The sequence below is a fragment of the Leclercia sp. M50 genome, assembly GCF_037150775.1.
Lineage (GTDB): Bacteria > Pseudomonadota > Gammaproteobacteria > Enterobacterales > Enterobacteriaceae > Enterobacter.
This window is the reverse complement of record NZ_JBBCPK010000059.1, coordinates 1-19,427: the sequence shown is the minus strand read 5'-3', so window position 1 is coordinate 19,427 and position 19,427 is coordinate 1. Positions and strand designations below refer to the sequence as shown.

17 protein-coding genes and 6 tRNA genes are annotated in these 19,427 nt (G+C 54.4%); 9 read left to right on the top strand and 14 right to left on the bottom strand.

The genetic code is table 11. The features are described from left to right. The gene (locus WFM46_RS15065; RefSeq protein ID WP_336997944.1) at positions 1-216 is read left to right on the top strand and encodes a DUF3820 family protein; all 216 of its coding nucleotides are present in this window, start codon (positions 1-3) and stop codon (positions 214-216) included. On the opposite strand, the gene WFM46_RS15060 is transcribed toward WFM46_RS15065, so the two are convergent. After that, positions 213-1,211 carry a bile acid:sodium symporter family protein gene (locus WFM46_RS15060; RefSeq protein WP_103180634.1) on the bottom strand — a complete coding sequence of 333 codons (999 nt, stop codon included), beginning with the start codon at positions 1,209-1,211 and terminating at the stop codon, positions 213-215. The two genes, WFM46_RS15065 and WFM46_RS15060, sit on opposite strands and share 4 nt — an antisense overlap. A gap of 89 nt (positions 1,212-1,300) precedes the next feature. On the opposite strand from WFM46_RS15060, the gene WFM46_RS15055 reads away from it, so the two are divergent. Then, the gene (locus WFM46_RS15055; protein ID WP_159340073.1) at positions 1,301-2,236 is read left to right on the top strand and encodes a LysR family transcriptional regulator; all 936 of its coding nucleotides are present in this window, start codon (positions 1,301-1,303) and stop codon (positions 2,234-2,236) included. Here the strand turns inward: WFM46_RS15055 and WFM46_RS15050 are convergent. From WFM46_RS15050 to WFM46_RS15030, 5 genes are all read right to left on the bottom strand, one after another. Then, positions 2,233-2,574, bottom strand: a complete 342-nt coding sequence (locus tag WFM46_RS15050) for a FlxA-like family protein (RefSeq protein WP_336997943.1) — start codon at positions 2,572-2,574, stop codon at positions 2,233-2,235. The genes WFM46_RS15055 and WFM46_RS15050 overlap by 4 nt on opposite strands. Positions 2,575-2,722: 148 nt before the next feature. Then, positions 2,723-2,798, bottom strand: a tRNA-Lys gene (locus tag WFM46_RS15045). 4 nt (positions 2,799-2,802) lie between these two features. Then, positions 2,803-2,878 (bottom strand) — tRNA-Val (locus WFM46_RS15040). Between the two features lie 48 nt (positions 2,879-2,926). Next, positions 2,927-3,002 (bottom strand) — tRNA-Val (locus WFM46_RS15035). Between the two features lie 44 nt (positions 3,003-3,046). Next, positions 3,047-3,122 (bottom strand) — tRNA-Val (locus WFM46_RS15030). A gap of 257 nt (positions 3,123-3,379) precedes the next feature. On the opposite strand from WFM46_RS15030, the gene gltX reads away from it, so the two are divergent. Next, a complete protein-coding gene (gltX, locus tag WFM46_RS15025) occupies positions 3,380-4,795 on the top strand; it encodes a glutamate--tRNA ligase (protein WP_336997942.1) in 1,416 nt (471 codons plus the stop codon). 43 nt (positions 4,796-4,838) lie between these two features. Here gltX and WFM46_RS15020 read toward each other — a convergent pair whose 3' ends face one another. Further along, positions 4,839-5,234 (bottom strand): YfeC-like transcriptional regulator, encoded by a 396-nt coding sequence (locus WFM46_RS15020; RefSeq protein WP_103180628.1) that lies wholly within the window; start codon positions 5,232-5,234, stop codon positions 4,839-4,841. A 1-nt stretch (position 5,235) separates the two neighbouring features. Further along, positions 5,236-5,595, bottom strand: coding sequence for a YfeC-like transcriptional regulator (locus WFM46_RS15015; protein ID WP_103180626.1), 360 nt, complete (start codon positions 5,593-5,595; stop codon positions 5,236-5,238). A 220-nt stretch (positions 5,596-5,815) separates the two neighbouring features. On the opposite strand from WFM46_RS15015, the gene WFM46_RS15010 reads away from it, so the two are divergent. From WFM46_RS15010 to WFM46_RS15000, 3 genes are all read left to right on the top strand, one after another. After that, positions 5,816-5,891: transfer RNA gene (locus tag WFM46_RS15010), tRNA-Ala, on the top strand. Positions 5,892-5,932: 41 nt separating this feature from the next. After that, positions 5,933-6,008, top strand: a tRNA-Ala gene (locus WFM46_RS15005). Positions 6,009-6,216: 208 nt separating this feature from the next. Next, positions 6,217-8,403 carry an EAL domain-containing protein gene (locus tag WFM46_RS15000; RefSeq protein WP_336997941.1) on the top strand — a complete coding sequence of 729 codons (2,187 nt, stop codon included), beginning with the start codon at positions 6,217-6,219 and terminating at the stop codon, positions 8,401-8,403. Between the two features lie 46 nt (positions 8,404-8,449). Here WFM46_RS15000 and WFM46_RS14995 read toward each other — a convergent pair whose 3' ends face one another. Then, the gene (locus tag WFM46_RS14995; RefSeq protein ID WP_103180623.1) at positions 8,450-9,637 is read right to left on the bottom strand and encodes a NupC/NupG family nucleoside CNT transporter; all 1,188 of its coding nucleotides are present in this window, start codon (positions 9,635-9,637) and stop codon (positions 8,450-8,452) included. A 342-nt stretch (positions 9,638-9,979) separates the two neighbouring features. On the opposite strand from WFM46_RS14995, the gene WFM46_RS14990 reads away from it, so the two are divergent. Then, positions 9,980-11,221 carry an Nramp family divalent metal transporter gene (locus tag WFM46_RS14990; protein WP_103180621.1) on the top strand — a complete coding sequence of 414 codons (1,242 nt, stop codon included), beginning with the start codon at positions 9,980-9,982 and terminating at the stop codon, positions 11,219-11,221. Positions 11,222-11,250: 29 nt separating this feature from the next. Here WFM46_RS14990 and ypeC read toward each other — a convergent pair whose 3' ends face one another. Both ypeC and mgrA read right to left on the bottom strand, forming a co-directional pair. Further along, positions 11,251-11,595 (bottom strand): DUF2502 domain-containing protein YpeC, encoded by a 345-nt coding sequence (ypeC, locus tag WFM46_RS14985; protein WP_103180619.1) that lies wholly within the window; start codon positions 11,593-11,595, stop codon positions 11,251-11,253. A gap of 126 nt (positions 11,596-11,721) precedes the next feature. Next, positions 11,722-12,720: an L-glyceraldehyde 3-phosphate reductase gene (gene mgrA / locus WFM46_RS14980; protein ID WP_336997940.1), complete on the bottom strand. Its 999-nt coding sequence runs from the start codon at positions 12,718-12,720 to the stop codon at positions 11,722-11,724. Positions 12,721-12,904: 184 nt separating this feature from the next. Between mgrA and ipdC the strand changes: the two genes are divergently transcribed. Beyond that, positions 12,905-14,560 carry an indolepyruvate decarboxylase gene (gene ipdC / locus WFM46_RS14975; protein ID WP_336997939.1) on the top strand — a complete coding sequence of 552 codons (1,656 nt, stop codon included), beginning with the start codon at positions 12,905-12,907 and terminating at the stop codon, positions 14,558-14,560. Here the strand turns inward: ipdC and WFM46_RS14970 are convergent, their stop codons facing one another. Further along, positions 14,561-15,796 carry an ion channel protein gene (locus WFM46_RS14970; RefSeq protein ID WP_336997938.1) on the bottom strand — a complete coding sequence of 412 codons (1,236 nt, stop codon included), beginning with the start codon at positions 15,794-15,796 and terminating at the stop codon, positions 14,561-14,563. A 204-nt stretch (positions 15,797-16,000) separates the two neighbouring features. Between WFM46_RS14970 and glk the strand changes: the two genes are divergently transcribed. Then, positions 16,001-16,966: a glucokinase gene (gene glk / locus WFM46_RS14965; protein ID WP_103180613.1), complete on the top strand. Its 966-nt coding sequence runs from the start codon at positions 16,001-16,003 to the stop codon at positions 16,964-16,966. Between the two features lie 41 nt (positions 16,967-17,007). On the opposite strand, the gene WFM46_RS14960 is transcribed toward glk, so the two are convergent. Together WFM46_RS14960 and WFM46_RS14955 are read right to left on the bottom strand one after the other, a co-directional pair. Continuing rightward, positions 17,008-17,745 (bottom strand): LytR/AlgR family response regulator transcription factor, encoded by a 738-nt coding sequence (locus WFM46_RS14960; RefSeq protein ID WP_336997937.1) that lies wholly within the window; start codon positions 17,743-17,745, stop codon positions 17,008-17,010. Positions 17,746-17,757: 12 nt separating this feature from the next. Continuing rightward, complete coding sequence (locus WFM46_RS14955) at positions 17,758-19,425, bottom strand: sensor histidine kinase (RefSeq protein ID WP_336997936.1); 1,668 nt, start codon at positions 19,423-19,425, stop codon at positions 17,758-17,760. Positions 19,426-19,427: the final 2 nt, after the last annotated feature.

The following is a 19,427-nucleotide window of genomic DNA, read 5'->3' as shown; positions in this document are numbered from 1 at the left end:
GTGGATAAAGCGCAGCTTATTGAGATTGCCAACACCGAAATGCCGTTCGGCAAGTATAAAGGCCGTCGGCTGATTGACTTGCCGGAAGAGTATTTGCTGTGGTTTGCCCGTAAGGATGAATTTCCTGCCGGGCGTCTGGGTGAGCTGATGGCCTTAACGTTGCTGATTAAAACCGAAGGGCTGACCCAGCTGGTTCAGCCCCTGAGACATCCTTAAACTTTTGCCGCGCGGGCCTGCTCCCGGGCCTGCAACTCATCGGTCTGGCGACGGTAGCGACGCGCCAGCACCGCACAGATCATCAGCTGCAGCTGGTGGAAGATCATCAGCGGCAGCACCATCATCCCAACCACCGAGGCTGGAAACAGTATATTGGCCATCGGGATGCCGTTAGCCAGGCTCTTTTTCGAGCCACAGAAGACAATGGTGATTTCGTCAGCTTTGTTAAACCCAAAGCGGCGGGCGGCAAAGACGTTGATGGCAATGATAATCGCCAGTAGCACCAGGCTGACCACCACGATAAACAGCAGCGATCCGACTCCAACCTTATGCCAGATACCATGCACCACGGCTTCGCTGAACGCAGAATAGACCACCAGCAAAATCGATGACTGATCGGTTTTGGCGATCCACTTCTTATGTTTCGCCACAAATGCCCCGGTCCAGGGGCGGGAAAGATGTCCCAGCACAAACGGCAGCAGCAGCTGCAGCATGATTTTGCCCACCTGCTCCAGACTGCCCTCCGCGCCATGCATATTCATCACCAGCCCCACCAGCAGCGGCGAAAGGAAAATCCCCAACAGGCTGGAGGCGGAGGCTGAACAGACCGCAGCCGCCACGTTGCCGCCCGCCATGGAGGTAAAGGCGATGGCCGACTGCACCGTAGCTGGCAAAATGCACAGATAGAGGAAACCGGTATAGAGCGCCGGGTCGACGTTGACCGGTGCCCACCAGGCAAACAGCACGCCCAGGACCGGGAAAACAACAAAGGTGCTGCACATTACCCACAGGTGCAGTCGCCAGTGACTGCCGCCCGCGATAATCGCTTCACGGGAGAGTTTTGCCCCATGCATAAAGAACAGCAGGGCGATGGCGGCGGTGGTTAAGCCTTCAAAGAAGGGGACAAAACCGCCGCGAGCCGGGAAGAAAGAGGCGAGCAGAACCACGACGATAAGAATAAGGGTGAACGGATCAAGAATGCGCAAAAGTTTCATAAATACTCCTGAAAACAGATAACGCTATTGTGCTTAACTCCGTTTGAGAAATAAAATTGATTTATTGCATCAATTTATGAGTAAAACAGATGAATTACTCTCTGCGGCAACTTCGTATATTTGTTACCGTCGCGCAGGCGAAAAGTTTCAGCCGCGCGGGGACGATGATCGGCCTGAGCCAGTCGGCGGTGAGCCATAGCGTGAAAGAGCTGGAGTTACAGACCGGCGTGCGGCTTATCGACCGCACCACCCGTGAGGTGGTGTTAACAGAGGCGGGGCAACAGCTGGCCGCGCGTCTGGAAAGATTGCTGGATGAACTTACCAGCACGCTACGGGATGCAGGCAGAGTAGGGCAACAGCTCTCCGGAACAGTAAGGGTTGCCGCCAGCCAGACCATTTCGGCGCATTTAATTCCACACTGTATCGCGCAAAGTAATCATCAGTATCCGGATATCAATTTTGTGCTCCATGACCGGCCGCAGCAGTGGGTTCTGGAGAGCATCCGCCTGGGAGAGGTGGATTTCGGTATCGTTATCGATCCGGGGCCGGTTAGCGATCTGGAGTGTGAAGAGGTGCTCTCTGAGCCTTTCTTATTGCTGTGCCGGGACGACGATCCCCTTGCTGCTCTGGAGCAGGTGACATGGCAGTCGCTTCAGGGTGCCAAACTGGTGTTACAGGATTACGCCTCTGGCAGTCGGCCACTCATTGATGCGGCTCTGGCAGAGCAGCAGGTAAGGGCGACGATTGTGCAGGAGATTGGTCATCCCGCCACGCTCTTTCCAATGGTGGAAGCCGGGATCGGAATTAGCGTGCTGCCCGCGCTGGCGCTCCCGTTGCCGCAGGGGAGTCGTCTGACGGTAAAACGTTTCACTCCAATCATCGAACGGAAGCTGATGCTGGTTCGTCGTAAAAATCGCTCGCTTTCGGGGGCCGCCCAGGCACTGTGGGAAGTGGTACGCATGCAGGCGAAGCGGCTGACGCAGGCCCGCATACGCGATCCGCTTTTTAACCCAGAAAACCGTTAAACGTAGATATCAATCTGGTGTTCAGCGGAAGGGGAGTTAACGCCTTCCACTTTAGCCTGCTGTTTATCCTGCTTCTGCTGAGCTTCTTCTGCCTGGCGGCGCTGCAACTGCTGGAGCTGAGCCTGCAACATTTTGATTTGGTTCTGCAGCAGCTCCTGCTGCTTTTTTTTCTCTTCCACCGAGCCGCTGCCGTTGGCGACCTCTTTCAGCTGTTTGGTCAGTTTAGTGATTTGTGAGGTGAGGCGGCTGATTTGCGACGCAAGGTCATTGCCGGCGGAACTGCTGCTGCCGCTGCTTTGGGTTTGTACGGACGGGGTGGATGTCTGAATGGTTGTCATGACGATAGTCTCTTGCCTAAAAAAGAGATATCGGCAGAAAATTGAAGGGCTTGAGGAGCGCTACCTGAAGTAGTAGGGATGAAGTTACAGGTTCGAATCGTTAATATCGCAGATAGCAAAAAGGCGCCTTTAGGGCGCCTTTTTACATTGGTGGGTCGTGCAGGATTCGAACCTGCGACCAATTGATTAAAAGTCAACTGCTCTACCAACTGAGCTAACGACCCGAAGTGGTGGGTGATGACGGGATCGAACCGCCGACCCCCTCCTTGTAAGGGAGGTGCTCTCCCAGCTGAGCTAATCACCCACTTCGGTACTTCATTTACTACTGCAAGAAATCCAGCTGGCGAGAAAGTGGTGGGTGATGACGGGATCGAACCGCCGACCCCCTCCTTGTAAGGGAGGTGCTCTCCCAGCTGAGCTAATCACCCACTTCTCAATTTCTTGCTACACGGCGGAGACTACATAAAGTAGTTGGTGGGTGATGACGGGTTCGAACCGCCGACCCCCTCCTTGTAAGGGAGGTGCTCTCCCAGCTGAGCTAATCACCCCCGCTGTGTGGAGTCGCATTATAGGGAGAGTTGAAAATGAGTCAACGCCTTTTCTAAAGATTTTGTTTGTTCGTCGTAAAATTAAACAAAACGATCGCAAAACCGCCTGTGGTGCATGATTTCTAAACAAAAACGGCTACAGAGAACGATCTGACAGTAACAAGATTGAGGAATCAGGCTGGAGTGATAGAATATTGCCCACTTTAGTTTCCAGGATATGCCGGTTGTCGGCATCTTTATCACTGTAAGGCCACTTCATGAAAATCAAAACTCGCTTCGCGCCAAGCCCGACAGGCTACCTGCACGTCGGCGGTGCGCGTACTGCTCTCTATTCCTGGCTGTTTGCTCGCAACCAGGGCGGTGAGTTTGTGCTGCGTATCGAAGATACCGATCTCGAACGCTCCACGCCGGAAGCAATCGAAGCCATTATGGATGGTATGAACTGGCTCAATCTGGATTGGGACGAAGGCCCCTTTTTCCAGACTAAACGTTTTGATCGCTACAACGCCGTAATTGATGACATGCTTGAAGCGGGCACTGCATATAAGTGCTACTGCTCGAAAGAGCGCCTGGAAGCGCTGCGTGAAGAGCAGATGGCGAATAACGAAAAACCACGTTACGACGGTCGCTGCCGCCATGACCATTCACATCACGCTGCGGATGAACCGTGCGTAGTGCGTTTCGCTAACCCGCAGGAAGGTTCAGTCATTTTTGACGATCAGATCCGCGGCCCGATCGAATTCAGCAACCAGGAGCTGGACGATCTGATTATCCGCCGTACCGATGGTTCACCAACCTATAACTTCTGCGTCGTGGTGGATGACTGGGATATGGCGATCACCCACGTGGTGCGTGGCGAAGACCATATCAACAACACCCCACGTCAGATCAACATCCTTAAAGCGCTGAATGCGCCGGTACCGGTTTACGCCCACGTCTCTATGATCAACGGTGACGACGGTAAAAAACTGTCTAAACGCCACGGTGCAGTCAGCGTCATGCAGTACCGTGACGACGGCTACCTGCCGGAAGCGCTGCTGAACTACCTGGTGCGTCTGGGCTGGTCCCATGGCGATCAGGAGATCTTTAGCCGCGAAGAGATGATCCAGCTCTTCTCCCTGAGTGCGGTGGGTAAGTCTGCAAGTGCGTTCAATACCGATAAACTGCTGTGGCTGAACCACCACTACATCAATACCCTGCCGCCAGAGTATGTTGCGACCCAGCTGCAGTGGCACATTGAGCAGGCAAATATTGATACCCGCAACGGTCCACAGCTTGCCGATTTGATCAAACTGCTGGGTGAACGTTGTAAGACCCTGAAAGAGATCGCGGAAAACTGCCGTTACTTCTATGAGGAGTATGACGAGTTTGATGCTGATGCGGCGAAGAAGCACCTGCGTCCGGTTGCGCGTCAGCCGCTGGAAGTGGTTCGCGACAAGCTGGCAGCCATTACCGACTGGAGCGCTGAGAATGTGCATCATGCCATTCAGGCGACAGCGGATGAGCTGGAAGTCGGTATGGGTAAAGTGGGTATGCCGCTGCGTGTGGCGGTCACCGGTGCGGGTCAGTCTCCGGCACTGGACGTTACCGTACACGCCATTGGCAAAACCCGCAGCGTGGCGCGCATCAACAGAGCGCTGGCGTTTATTGCTGAACGCGAAAGCCAGCAGTAACCAGAACGTAAAAAATAAAACGGCAGGTTTCCCTGCCGTTTTTTTATTGCGCTGACTGATGAATGTTCAGCCGCACCAGAAAACCCTCTATTCCCTCGCGCGCCAGCAAAACGGCCAGCCGCTCCTGCTCAGGTGGGGTCATCTTCTCCAGTGCATCCGTAATCTGCCGCAGCACGGCAACGGGTTGCCCATTACCATAGCTGGCCGAGGTCTCCGCCAACTGAAAGAGGGCCTGCCGTTTACGAATGGCGGGGATGTTCATGATGTGCTCGCGTACCTGCGCATCTATATGAATCAGGCGCGCCCGCCCACCTTTTACGCCGTTAATGCCTTCCGTTTTCCAGCCATTATTGCGCACCCAACGGTTAACGGTTTGCCTGGCGACGCCCAGCGTTTCCGCAAGCTCCTCGGTTGTCATTTTGCTACGTAATCTTTTCATATCAGTTCTGATCGCGGATCCCTAAACGTTGCAACAAACCGGTAATCCCTTCCCGGAGTAATAAAGAGGTCAATTGTTTCTGCTCTGTGGGTGTCATTTCATTGGCCAGCGTAATCAGCAGGGCCTGTAGCGAGTTCTCAGGGTAGATCTCCGGCGATGCGGCCACATCCGGGGCTCTGCGTGCGTTGCGGATAAACTCCCGAACTTTCTCATTCACATGGACCAGACGTGCTTTACCGCCCTGGACGCCGGGTTTTGGCGATGTGGACCAACCCTCTTTCCGCACCCACTTATTGATGGTCTGTCGGCTATAGCCAGTGAGTCGGGCCAACTCTTCTGGCGTCATTCGTTCCTTGATCATGCAATTTCCTGAGTAAGAGTGTGGTTAATTAGTGAGTCATTTTATAACACCCTTTTACTGGAAAACGTGACAAGATTAACTCATGGCTGCGAGCACTCTCGCAATGTGATTCATTTGCATGAATTTTCAGCGATTGAACCACAGTGTGAGAATTTGCCGTTGACACTCAGCAATGGAATTCATATGATGCCGCCCGTCAACACGACACGCTTTACGCGATGGGGCTATAGCTCAGCTGGGAGAGCGCTTGCATGGCATGCAAGAGGTCAGCGGTTCGATCCCGCTTAGCTCCACCAAACTCTGAACCCAACAGAGTCTGGTGCGTAAAGAATACTGTGGGGCTATAGCTCAGCTGGGAGAGCGCTTGCATGGCATGCAAGAGGTCAGCGGTTCGATCCCGCTTAGCTCCACCAAAATATTAACCCTCGCCAGACGGCGGGGGTTTTTTTATGCCCGCGATACCGTTTCCTGTCTCTCCTCATAATTCTGTAAATAAATCTTATTCAGGTTTACTCCTGAACAGGAAATGCTATTTCCTGGACCTTAAGTTGAATCACCTGCATAAAGAAATTATTATTATTGTGAATTTAATAACGCCAGATAAACTGTTTAATAAAATTAATGAATATTAAGTTTACTATTGACGTAAAGCGCTTCTCGCTCGCTCTGGTGTTATGTCTGGTTGTCATTCCTTTCTCCCGCCTTATTTCACCGAAGTCTGTTATTGATGGTTTTGAAGTTTATCTGGCATGGATGCCGCTGAGCGTCATGCTGGCGATGATACTCTTATTTGGTCGTCAGGCTATTCTTCCAATCATCATCAGTTTTGCCATCATTAACGAATGGAATTTAGATTTAACGCCAGGGCAGGTTGCTATCTTATTATTTTGTCAGGTATTTAGTACGCTGGTGGTCTGTGGGATCTTGCGATGGCAACTTGGAACGCGCTGGCGTTATCACGTACCCAATCGCTTTATCGGCGCGCGCATTTTCTGGCTGGGATTTATCCTGCCGCTAGCCACCAAACTCTCAATGTATCTGGCCGGTTATTTATGTGATTTTCCGATTACCCTTGCGAATTTCTGCGACCGCGGCTCGGTTATTTACCATATAGTCGATATTCAAAGCCTGATTTGTGCGGTTCTGATTTTTACCATGTTGTTCTATTATCCCTTAAGGATGATTATCAATCCCCATTATGCGCGCGCTTTCTGGCGGCGCAATATTCATAATTCATTTTCATTTCGCAACAGGTTATTTACATCCGCATTACTTCTCACGCTTGTTGCTTTCCTCTTGCTGCTCTGTGTACCTTTTACCTCCGATATCATTGCAGGCTACCTGGTTCCCGTCATATTCATTTTATTCACCTTAGGGGTCACTCGATTTCGCTATCCTTTCATCGCGTTGGGCTGGGCGCTAAGCGCTTTGCTGCTGCTTACCTACAACAGCAATTTTCTACAGGGCGTACAGAACGGTTATTCACTGGCGTTTGTGCTGTCGGTGCTGATCTCCTTCGCAATTTGTCTGGCTTATATGTCCCGCATTTTTCAGCGCAGTCAATGGCTCAAACGTGGCTGGCAGGAGAGGGCGCTGGTCGATCCATTAACCGGGCTGCGTAATCTGCGCGCGCTGGAATGCTTTATGAAGGGCAACAGGGATATCACCCTGTGCTGTTTACGCATGGACAACCTGGAGTTTCTGAGCCGTCATTACGGCCTGATGATGCGCGTGCAGTGTAAACGGGACATTATTCGCCAGCTGCAGCCGTTGCTGATGGTCAACGAACAGGTTTTTCAAATCCCGGGTAATGAGCTGGTGGTGGTGCTTAGCGGCCCGGAAACCGGAGCGCGCCTGCAGCACATTACTGATTATCTCAACAGCCGCAAAATTTACTGGAACAATATCGGCATGGATATTGAGTTTGGCGGCGCCTGGGGCGGTGTGGAATCTAACGGGGGTGAGAGCCTGTACCACACGCTGGGCCAGCTAAGCTGGCTGGCAGAAAAGGCCTGCTCGGCGAATCAGGTTCTGTCGTTGAATAACAGCTTTGAGACGGTTTCGGGCCAGACGACGGAGCGTGTGCTGATGCTGAGCCGGATCAAACGCGCTCTGGATGAGGGGGGGCTGCGTCTGTATGCACAACCCATTCAGAGAGCCGATGGCGTGGGCTACCATGAAATCCTCTCGCGACTGGAGAGCGAGGGCGAACTCCTTACGCCCGACAGATTTCTGCCCCTGGTGGCGCAATTTAACCTGAGCCGACGCTTCGATATCAGCGTGGTTGAAGCACTGCTGGTATGGCTGCAGGATCATCCTGCACAGGGGTGCTGCGCGCGTTTCTCGGTGAATCTGATGCCGTTGACGCTGATGCAAAAAGAGGTTGCGTCAGAGATCATTGCACTGTTTGAACGCTACAGCGTGAAGCCGCAGACGGTTATTATTGAGGTGACCGAAGAGCAGGCGTTCTCCAATTCGGAAGTCAGTATCGCTAACATTCAGCAGCTGCGTCAGTATGGCTTTAAAATTGCTATCGACGACTTCGGTACCGGGTACGCCAATTACGAACGACTCAAGCGCCTGCAGGCGGATATCATCAAGATCGACGGCTGCTTTGTGAAGGATATTTGCAGCGACAGCATGGATGCGATGATTGTGAAATCCATCTGTAACCTGGCAAAGACCCGGTCGCTGTGCGTGGTGGCGGAGTTTGTCGAAACGGAAGCGCAGCGGGAAAAGTTGCTCGCCTCGGGAGTGGACTATTTACAGGGATATCTGATCGGCAAACCGCAACCGCTCAGCGAATGACAGGCGAAAAAAAACCGGGGCGTTATCCCCGGTTTTTTTATGCTGATTACAGTACCAGTGCAGCGATGGACGCTGACAGGACGCTGACCAGCGTAGAACCGTAGACCAGTTTCAGACCGAAGCGGGAAACCACGTTACCTTGCTCTTCGTTCAGGCCTTTAATCGCACCGGCGATGATACCGATGGAAGAGAAGTTAGCGAATGAAACCAGGAAGACGGAGAGAATGCCTTCGGCGCGCGGGGAGAGGCTACCGGCGATTTTCTGCAGATCCATCATCGCGACGAATTCGTTAGAAACCAGTTTGGTCGCCATAATACTGCCCACCTGCAGCGCTTCGCTGGCTGGCACACCCATCACCCAGGCTACCGGGTAGAAGATGTAACCCAGAATCCCCTGGAAGGAGATACCCAGTACGGCAGCAAACAGGGCATTCAGCGCGGAGATCAGGGCGATAAAGCCGATCAGCATCGCGGCAACAATCACCGCCACTTTGAAGCCTGCCAGGATGTATTCACCCAGCATTTCGAAGAAGCTCTGACCTTCGTGCAGATTCGCCATCTGCAGATTCTCTTCACTTTCGTCCACGCGGTACGGGTTAATCAGTGACAGAACGATAAAGGTGCTGAACATGTTCAGTACCAGCGCAGCCACCACATATTTAGGCTCAAGCATGGTCATATACGCGCCCACGATAGACATGGAAACGGTAGACATTGCCGTTGCCGCCATGGTGTACATGCGGTTGCGGGACATTTTGCTAAGGATATCTTTATAGGCGATGAAGTTCTCAGACTGACCGAGGATCAGGGAACTTACGGCGTTGAAAGATTCCAGTTTGCCCATGCCGTTCACTTTAGACAGCACGGTACCAATAGCGCGGATGACAATCGGCAGAATGCGAATGTGCTGCAGGATACCGATCAGGGCAGAGATAAAGACGATTGGGCACAACACTTTCAGGAAGAAGAATGCCAGACCTTCATCGTTCATTTTACCGAACACGAAGTTGGTCCCTTCATTGGCGAATCCGAGCAGTTTTTCAAACATCTCGGAGAAGCCTTTTACAAAGCCCAGCCCCACGTCTGAGTTCAGGAAGAACCAGGCGAGCAATACTTCAATAACAAGTAACTGAATGACATAGCGAATGCGGATCTTTTTGCGATCGCTGCTGACCAGCAACGCAAGCACGGCAACGACAACAAGTGCCAGGACAAAATGTAGGACGCGGTCCATATTTGCTCCAAATATGAGGCAGGTTTAATTTCGCTGCACATTCTATGAAACAAGCGTAAAGAAAACGAGATCAAAGCCACACTATCGTTGAGTCCTGTGACGAGTTTCAAAAATAGTGACATACGATACATTTTTGTTATGTTATGTAAATGAGTTAAAAGTTAAGTTTGTGTGCTACGCTTCACAAAGGCGCGTGCTTTTGCCCGCTATCAATACTTCATTCCAGCCTGCTAATTGTTCTTCGCTATCACTGCAATCACGATAATCCTTTTAAATGAACTTGATAATCATTCGCATTTTGATAGCATTTAACATAGCAAAGGCTATATTACTGAGGCAAAAATGAGCAACAGTCGCGTTGATGAGAGTAGCAGTGGCAGAGCTGCACGCAAAATGCGGTTCGCATTAATGGGACCTGCGTTTATTGCGGCCATTGGCTATATCGATCCCGGTAATTTTGCGACCAACATCCAGGCCGGAGCCAGCTTCGGCTACAAACTCTTGTGGGTGGTGGTCTGGGCCAACCTGATGGCGATGATGATCCAGGTGCTGTCAGCAAAACTGGGCATTGCCACCGGTAAAAATCTCGCGGAGCAGATCCGCGACCACTATCCGCGTCCGCTGGTCTGGTTCTACTGGGTGCAGGCGGAGATTATTGCCATGGCGACCGACCTGGCAGAATTTATCGGCGCGGCGATCGGCTTTAAGCTGATCCTCGGCGTATCGCTGTTGCAGGGCGCGGTATTAACCGGTATCGCCACCTTCCTTATTCTGATGCTGCAACGACGCGGGCAGAAACCGCTGGAGAAAGTAATTGGCGGCCTGCTGCTGTTTGTGGCGGCAGCCTACATTGTTGAGCTCATCTTCTCCCAGCCGGATCTGGTTCAACTGGGTAAAGGAATGGCGATCCCAAGTCTGCCTACCACCGAAGCGGTGTTCCTTGCGGCCGGGGTACTGGGCGCGACCATTATGCCGCACGTGATCTATCTGCACTCCTCGCTGACCCAGAACCTGCATGGCGGTTCACGGCATGAGCGCTACTCCGCGACAAAGTGGGACGTCGCCATCGCTATGACCATTGCCGGGTTTGTTAACCTGGCGATGATGGCCACCGCCGCAGCGGCATTCCATTTCAACGGCCATACCGGCGTCGCCGATCTGGATCAGGCGTACCTGACGCTGGAACCGCTGCTGAGTCACGCGGCGGCGACCATTTTTGGCCTGAGCCTGGTGGCAGCGGGTCTCTCTTCCACCGTGGTAGGCACGCTGGCAGGGCAGGTGGTGATGCAGGGATTTGTGCGCTTCCACATTCCTTTATGGGTGCGCCGTTCGATCACGATGCTGCCGTCGTTTGTGGTGATCCTGATGGGACTGGATCCGACCCGCATTCTGGTGATGAGCCAGGTGCTGCTCAGTTTTGGTATTGCGCTGGCGTTGGTGCCGCTGCTGGTGTTCACCAGTGACAAGAAGCTGATGGGCGATCTGGTTAACAGTAAGGCGGTGAGACGGACGGGGTGGGCGATCGTGGTTCTGGTGGTGGCGCTGAATCTGTGGCTACTTATCGGGACCGCATTGGGATTGTAAAAAAGGCGCCGGAAGGCGCCTTTTTCGTATCAGTGACGGTGACCGTGCCCGCCATGACCATGACCACGACCGCGTGGGCCTCGATGATCGTCACGATCGCTCCAGCCTGCGCGGTAGCCACGCTCATAGGCTTTGCGTTTATCCCAGCCACGATGGTAGCCGTTATCATGTCTGTGCCAGCGGTTGCCGCGCCATTCATAATGTCGGCGCCAGTAGTCGCGGTCACGCCAGCCGCCGCCGTCCCAGTAGTTACCATAATTATCACGATCGCCAATTTGTAATTTTATGGATGGCAACAGGGTGATTTCGCCAGCATTAGCGACCAGCGGGGCTGAAGCCAGTAATACTGCTGCAAGAATCAGAGACCTGAACATGGTTTTTCTCCTTCACGATCGGAGCCGTAATCGGCTTGTTAACGCAATATTAAGGGGCGGTAAAGCCCCGGATAATCGCTTTAACTCCTAATTCAGAAGGCGTAGCACTTTTTGCTAAAAGCGCTTTTAATTTACACTATTCAGAATTCCGTCGATTTCGTTCAGTTCCTCAGGCGTGAAGTGACGGTTCGCCAGCATTCCCACAGCATCATCAATTTGCGCCGTTTTGCTGGCGCCAATCAGCACCGAGGTGACGGCCTCCTGATGTAATACCCAGGCCAGCGCCATCTGCGATAGCTTCTGGTTGCGGCGTTCCGCCAGGGCGTTAAGCTGACGCACTTTCGCCAGCTTCTCTTCGGTGAGCTGATCCGGATTGAGGAACCGGCTCCCGCTGGCGGCACGGGAATCTGCCGGAATACCGTTAAGATAGCGGTCGGTCAGCTGGCCCCCGGCGAGCGGCGAAAAGGCGATGCAGCCCACCCCTTTATCCTTCAGGATGCCCAGTAAGCCCGCTTCCGGGGTGCGTTCAAACATCGAATATTTCGGCTGATGGATAAGGCAGGGCGTGTCTAAATCATCGAGGATCTCAATGGCCTGGCGAGCCAGCTCTGCCGGATAGTTGGATAGCCCAACGTACAGTGCCTTGCCCTGGCGCACGATGTGGTCTAACGCTTTCATCGTCTCTTTCAACGGCGTTTCCGGGTCCGGACGGTGATGATAGAAGATATCGACATACTCCAGGCCCATCCGTTTCAGGCTCTGATCGAGGCTGGCAATCAGATACTTACGCGAGCCCCAGTCGCCGTAAGGGCCCTCCCACATGGTATAGCCCGCCTTGGTCGAGATGATGAGTTCATCGCGCCAGGCGCTGAAATCTTCCTGCAAGATTCGTCCAAAGTTACGTTCTGCGGAACCCGGCGGTGGACCGTAGTTATTGGCAAGGTCGAAGTGCGTAATCCCCACATCGAAGGCACGATGTAAAAGTTGACGGCTGTTTTCGATCAATGTGGCGTCGCCAAAGTTGTGCCACAGCCCCAGGGAGATGGCAGGGAGCTTAAGACCACTTTGCCCGCATCGTTGATAATTCATTGACTGGTAACGGTTTTGATTCGCCTGATAAACCATGAGTCTTGCCCCTCTGCGTCAGAATGTCATTCAGTGTATACGTTTACACTAAACGTCAGGCAGGCAGATTACCTCGCGAAAATACGTAAAGCATTATTTCCATGGGCAGTTTATCGCCATTCCTGGACAGCTATCACGCTTCTTCAATACTCAAACTGAAGTCAACATTATAAGGATAACTGTCATGCAAACCCCCTACACCGTCGCCGATTACCTGCTGGACCGTCTTACAGATTGTGGTGCCGATCATCTGTTTGGCGTGCCGGGCGACTACAATCTGCAGTTTCTCGATCACGTTATCGCCAGCCCGGATATTGGCTGGGTAGGTTGTGCCAACGAATTAAATGCGGCCTATGCCGCCGATGGATATGCGCGCTGCAAAGGGTTTGCTGCGCTGCTGACAACGTTCGGGGTAGGCGAGCTCAGCGCCATGAACGGTATCGCGGGCAGTTTCGCCGAGCATGTGCCGGTTCTGCATATCGTGGGTGCCCCGGGCAGCGCCTCACAGAAAAAAGGGGAGCTACTGCACCATACGCTCGGTGACGGTGAGTTTCGTCATTTCTATAAGATGAGTGAGCCCGTTACCGTCGCCCAGGCGCACCTGACCGAACAAAATGCCTGCTATGAAATCGACCGGGTCCTGACCCAGATGCTTCGGGAGCGCCGTCCGGGCTATATTATGCTGCCTGCCGATGTGGCAAAAAAACCGGCCACGCCGCCTGTGAGTACCCTCATGAACCCTCTTTATGAGAGCGACAGTTTCCGTTTTGACGCCTACCGCCAGGCGGCAGAAAAACGGCTGGCCGCGAGCGATCGCACCGCGCTGCTGGCCGACTTCCTGGTCCTGCGTTATGGCCTGAAAAATCAGCTGCAACGCTGGGTGGACCAAACGCCCATCGCCCACGCCACCATGCTGATGGGGAAAGGGATTTTTGACGAGCGCAAACCCGGTTTTGCTGGCACCTACAGCGGATTCGCCAGCGCAGCCGAGGTTAACGAGGCCATTGAAGGCGCCGATACCGTGATCTGCGTGGGTACGCGCTTTACCGATACGCTTACCGCAGGCTTCACCCACAAACTTACCCATCAGCAGACCATTGATGTTCAGCCGCATGCCTCGCGCATAGGCGATGTCTGGTACACCGGGATCCCCATGACCCAGGCCATTGAGGTACTTTCCAGCCTCTGCCATCAGTATGCCCAAACCGGCAATACGCCGCGCCCGGCGAGACAGCTTCATGCGGTTCATCCCGGTTCGTTAACCCAGGACAGCTTCTGGAAAACGCTGCAAACCTATATTCGTCCGGGGGACATTATTCTCGCCGACCAGGGAACATCGGCCTTTGGGGCTGGCGCGCTGCGTCTGCCGGATGAGGTGAATTTTATCGTGCAGCCGATCTGGGGATCGATTGGCTACACCCTGGCCGCCGCCTACGGTGCGCAGACCGCCTGCCCGGATCGTCGCGTGATTGCCATTACCGGCGACGGCGCGGCGCAGCTCACTATCCAGGAGCTGGGCTCCATGCTGCGGGACAAGCAGCGCCCGGTGATCATGGTGCTGAATAACGAAGGGTATACGGTGGAGCGCGCCATTCATGGTCCGAACCAGCGCTATAACGACATAGCGCTGTGGAACTGGACGCAGATCCCGCAGGCGCTCAGCCTGGATTGTCAGGCCGAGTGCTGGCGGGTGAGCGAGACGGTGCAGCTGGAAGAGGTGCTGGAGAGAGTCGCGCACCCACAACGGCTGTCATTGATTGAGGTGATGTTGCCGAAAGCCGACGTTCCGCCGCTGCTGAGCGGCATTATCCAGGCGCTGGAAGCACGCAAAAGCGCCTGATTACTTCTCATCGTTCCAGGCAGCCATCATCGGTCTGCCCGCCAGCAGCAGCCAGGCGGGCAGCATCACAATACAGAGCAGCGGCAGCAGGGTGGTGTCCGGCACCACCACTGCCGCCATAAACAGGCTTAGCCACGCATCCCGGGTGACAACCAGCACCAGCCCCATAATCGAACAGGAGATGGTGATCGCCAGGGGAACCGCCTCTACATGCTCATGCAACATCAACCCCAGCGCCGCGCCGACAAATACCGCCGGGAAAATGCGCCCGCCGCGAAAACCGCAGGCCGCAGCCACTACCAGCGCCGCCAGTTTTATCAGCGCAAAGAGCAGATAATCCGACACGCTGAAGATCTGGCTGAAGGCCATCTGCTGCATCTCATCCAGCCCCTTAAACAGAGTGATGTTGCCCCCGATTGCCCCAAGGATCCCCAGAATAAATCCGCCTGCGCCAAGAATAAGTACCGGGTGCTTCAGACGATGCATCAGACGGTGCAGGCGCGGCAGACACCAGACCGCCACCATCCCCAGCGCGATGGCGAAGGCGGCGACGATCGCGCCGCTAAAAATATCCACCATCTGCATCTGGCTGTAGTGGGCAACGGGCAGTGAGAAGTGAGGATGAAAAAACAGGCTGGTGGTCAGGGCTCCGGCGGCGGCGGATAAGAGCGGGGCGAACAGACGATCCCAGAGCGGGATCTCCGTGTTGCCGCTCAGGGTCTGGGAAAAAATCAGCGCCGCCGCGACAGGCGTACCGAACAGCGCCCCGATGGTGCCGGCAGAGGCGAGAATGGTCCAGTCAAGGGCGTTTACCCGGGGGAAGGCCCGCGCCCCTATGGCGACGGCCAGGGCGATATTCACCGCCATCACAGGATGCTCAGGCCCAAGGCTGACGCCGCCCGCCAGACCAATAATCAGGGCGATAATCAACCCGGGCAGGGCAGCGGCATTGACCGGCGCGCCAATCAACGGCTCAGTGGCTGGATCTGGCCCGGCATGGCCCGGGCTGTAGCGGATCACCACTCCTACGACGATACCGGTAAGCGTCAGGATCAAAATAACCCATACCGGCGAGCTTGCGTTAAGGCCGAGGGAAGCCGGTAATGAGGTCCACAAAACCGACTGCAGCACGGAGGCGACCTTCATGATCACAATCAGGATCAGGCTGGATGCAACGCCAATAATCAGCGCAGGAGGGGCCAGCAGCAGCATCGTTCTGGCTCGCGGATGGAGCATGATGATTTCCTTGTTAAAAATAGCTGTCTGTACTTTGCACGTTCAGCCTTATGGCAATAGTGCAAATGGTGCTGAAACGGTAAAGTTATTCTGTGATGAAGATCGATAATCCTGGGGTGCTTTTATCCAGGTCGTTGTTGTTCACGGGCCTTGAATTTAGAGTGTGCCAAACAGTTATTTTGACTTTAGCGGAGCAGTAGAAGAATGACAAAGTATGCTTTGGTAGGTGATGTAGGGGGGACTAACGCGCGTCTGGCGTTATGTGACGTCAACACCGGCGAAATCTCCCGCGCCAAAACCTATTCCGGGCTGGATTACCCCAGCCTGGAAGCGGTGGTTCGTGTCTATCTGACGGAGCATGATGTCAGCGTTGAGGATGGCTGTATCGCCATTGCCTGCCCGATTACCGGCGACTGGGTGGCGATGACCAACCACACCTGGGCATTCTCTGTCGCCGAAATGAAGGCCAACCTCGGCTTTGCCCATCTGGAAATTATTAACGACTTTACCGCGGTATCGATGGCGATCCCGATGTTAAAGCCGGAGCATCTGATCCAGTTCGGCGGCACCGAGCCGGTTGAAGGTAAGCCCATTGCCGTCTACGGCGCTGGCACTGGCCTGGGGGTTTCCCATCTGGTACATGTCGACAAGCGCTGGATCAGCCTGCCGGGTGAAGGCGGACATGTCGATTTCGCCCCAAACAGCGAAGAAGAGGGCATTATCCTCGAAGAGCTGCGCGCGGAGATCGGCCACGTCTCGGCAGAGCGGGTGCTCTCGGGTCCGGGCCTGGTGAACCTCTACCGGGCGATTGTGAAATCCGATGGCCGTCTGCCGGAGAATCTACAGCCGAAAGATGTGACCGAACGCGCGCTGGAAGATAGCTGCACCGACTGCCGTCGCGCGCTGTCGCTCTTCTGCGTCATCATGGGGCGTTTTGGCGGCAACCTGGCGCTGAATCTGAGCACCTTTGGTGGGGTCTATATCGCGGGCGGGATCGTACCGCGCTTCCTCGACTTCTTTAAATCCTCCGGTTTCCGCGGCGGGTTTGAAGACAAGGGGCGCTTCCGCGATTATGTCCGGGATATTCCGGTGTACCTGATTGTGCATGACAATCCGGGTCTGCTGGGCTCGGGCGCGCATCTGCGCCAGACCCTGGGCCAGGTACTGTAATGGCTCTTCCCCGGTGACGTCTGTTCACCGGGGCATCCCCCTCACAGGTGCATCAGCTGGCGAAACTCTTTCACCTTGCTACGACTCACCGGCACCTGAAAATCGAGATCCTTCAGCCGTAGAATGTAGGTGTTGTTGAACCAGGGTTCGATCTCGCGGATCTTGTTCAGATTGACGCAAAAAGAGCGATGGCAACGGAAGAAGTGGCTCGCCGGCAGCTTGCTGCAAAATTCGGTGATGTTCATCGGCATGACGAACGACTCGCGGCGCGTGTAGACGAAGGTCATCTTCTCATGCGCTTCGGCATAATAGATATCGTTCATCGGCGTCACGATGATGCGTTCATCCTTGATCAAATTGATCGTGTCATTTTCGCGCATGACCGGTGAGGCCGCGACCTGTTCCGCGCCGGACTGCTGGTGCCAGGCGTGTTCCAGCTTCTGCAGCATGCTGACAATCCGCGACTCCTGGTACGGCTTAAGAATATAGTCGAACGCTTCCAGCTCGAAAGCCTCCACCGCATGCTCTTTCCACGCGGTGACAAAGATAATAAACGGCTTACTGGCAAACTGGCTGATGTTTTGCGCCAGCAGTACCCCGTCCAGAGAGGGAATATTGATATCCAGAAATATGGCGTCTACCCGGTTGTGCTGCAGAAATTTCAGCACGTCCAGACCATCCTCAAAGGTGCCGACGATCTCCATCTGGCTGTGTTCTTTAATCAGCCAGCTCAGCTCCTGTTGGGCGAGTATTTCATCTTCCACAATGATGACTTTCATGCGTCACTCCCTCTAAGGCAACAACAACGTCTGGGCATGAACGGCGGCGCGTTCGTTAGGAACATAAAACGCGATCTCGGTACCCGGCTCAAGGCGGCGAATGTGTAGCCCTTCACCATAGAGCAGCTTAACGCGGTGATGGACATTGAGCAGACCAATTTTATTGCCGGGCATCTCATTCGACTCCACCCGCTCAATCACTTTCGGGTCGATCCCGTGGCCGGTGTCGCGCACCGCCACCCGCACGCGGTTACCGCATTCGGCCACGCTGATGGTAACCACGCCTTTACCCTTGCGCGGCTGAATGCCGTGGACAATGGCATTCTCCACCAGCGGCTGGATCAGCAGGCTCGGGATCACGCAGTTCACCTCTTCATCGATGTCATAGATGACGGTAAGCTTATCGCCAAACCGCGCCTGTTCGATGGCGATGTAATCTTTGATCTGATAAAGCTCTTTTTTGATGTCGATCTGCTCGTCGTCTTTCAACTCAATGTTGTAGCGCAGATAGCGCGACAGATTGAAGATCAGCTGGCGGGCGGTGTCCGGATTCAGGCGGATCGACGAGGAGATGGCGTTCAGCGCATTGAACAGAAAATGGGGGTTAATTTTACTCTGCAGGGCGCGCAGCTCTGCCTTGTTTGCCATCTCCCGCAGCTGCTCGGCACGGGAGACCTCCAGCTGGGTAGAGATAATCTGTGACAGCCCGACCGCCATCTCCTGTAAGGTCGATGTGATCTGGTGCGCGTGGCAGTAGTAAATTTTTAGCGTGCCGGTGACCACCCCTTTTTCCCAGAGCGGGATCACAAGCATAGAGTGGATCTCCGGGGTGCGGTGAGCCTCATCGTTATTCTTAATGATGATCTTGCCGCCGCTGATTGCCTGGCGGGTGGTGGGGCTGATGGTATCATCATTATCCCGGTAGTTTGCTTCACCCACGCCCACGTAGGCCAGCACCCTGTCAATATTGGTTATGGCCACCGCATCGGCGTGAATGTCGCGGCGGATGATATCGCACACCTGGCGCAGCGATTCAGCGTTAATGTCGCGAAACAGCGGCAGCGTCTTATTGGCAATATCCAGCGCCAGCTTGGCCTGCCGGGCGGCGCTGGCCTCTTTTTCGCCTTCCACACTCTGCACCAGCAGCACGATAAAGCCCACGCAGACGCTACCGAGGATCATCGGAATACCAATTTTTGAGACGATATCCAGCCCCAGCGCCGTGGTGGGGGCCCACGCCACCACCAGGATCATGGTCAGGGTTTCGCAGAGCATGCCGGCGATGATACCCGCTTTCCAGTGCTGTTTCTTAGGGACTTTGCGGTTGATCGCCCCCGACAGCACGCCAGCGATAATGCTGGTGATCAGGCAAGGAACCGCAGTCACGCCGCCGATATCAATCAGGTAACGGTGGGTCCCGGCAATGAGGCCCGTGATGATCCCGACCCATGGGCCAAACAGGATCCCGCCAGACATCACGGCGATGATCCGCACATTAACCAGGGAACCTTCCACCGGTACCCCGGACCAGGTACTGAACAGGGCAAACATCGAAAAGATCGCAGTGACCGCCAGCAGTTCCCGGGGCGAGTGGGCAGACTTATGCAGCAGCTCGCGGAACAGGCGGATGCGAATGAGGAAAAAGAGGCAAATCAGCATTAACGCCGCGCGATCGAACACCG

Coding starts and splice junctions, on each gene's coding strand:
- WFM46_RS15060 (WP_103180634.1), bottom strand. CDS start 1,211: ATGAAACTTTTGCGCATTCTTGATCCGTTCACCCTTATTCTTATCGTC.
- WFM46_RS15055 (WP_159340073.1), top strand. CDS start 1,301: ATGAATTACTCTCTGCGGCAACTTCGTATATTTGTTACCGTCGCGCAG.
- WFM46_RS15050 (WP_336997943.1), bottom strand. CDS start 2,574: ATGACAACCATTCAGACATCCACCCCGTCCGTACAAACCCAAAGCAGC.
- gltX (WP_336997942.1), top strand. CDS start 3,380: ATGAAAATCAAAACTCGCTTCGCGCCAAGCCCGACAGGCTACCTGCAC.
- WFM46_RS15020 (WP_103180628.1), bottom strand. CDS start 5,234: ATGAAAAGATTACGTAGCAAAATGACAACCGAGGAGCTTGCGGAAACG.
- WFM46_RS15015 (WP_103180626.1), bottom strand. CDS start 5,595: ATGATCAAGGAACGAATGACGCCAGAAGAGTTGGCCCGACTCACTGGC.
- WFM46_RS15000 (WP_336997941.1), top strand. CDS start 6,217: ATGAATATTAAGTTTACTATTGACGTAAAGCGCTTCTCGCTCGCTCTG.
- WFM46_RS14995 (WP_103180623.1), bottom strand. CDS start 9,637: ATGGACCGCGTCCTACATTTTGTCCTGGCACTTGTTGTCGTTGCCGTG.
- WFM46_RS14990 (WP_103180621.1), top strand. CDS start 9,980: ATGAGCAACAGTCGCGTTGATGAGAGTAGCAGTGGCAGAGCTGCACGC.
- ypeC (WP_103180619.1), bottom strand. CDS start 11,595: ATGTTCAGGTCTCTGATTCTTGCAGCAGTATTACTGGCTTCAGCCCCG.
- mgrA (WP_336997940.1), bottom strand. CDS start 12,720: ATGGTTTATCAGGCGAATCAAAACCGTTACCAGTCAATGAATTATCAA.
- ipdC (WP_336997939.1), top strand. CDS start 12,905: ATGCAAACCCCCTACACCGTCGCCGATTACCTGCTGGACCGTCTTACA.
- WFM46_RS14970 (WP_336997938.1), bottom strand. CDS start 15,796: ATGCTCCATCCGCGAGCCAGAACGATGCTGCTGCTGGCCCCTCCTGCG.
- glk (WP_103180613.1), top strand. CDS start 16,001: ATGACAAAGTATGCTTTGGTAGGTGATGTAGGGGGGACTAACGCGCGT.
- WFM46_RS14960 (WP_336997937.1), bottom strand. CDS start 17,745: ATGAAAGTCATCATTGTGGAAGATGAAATACTCGCCCAACAGGAGCTG.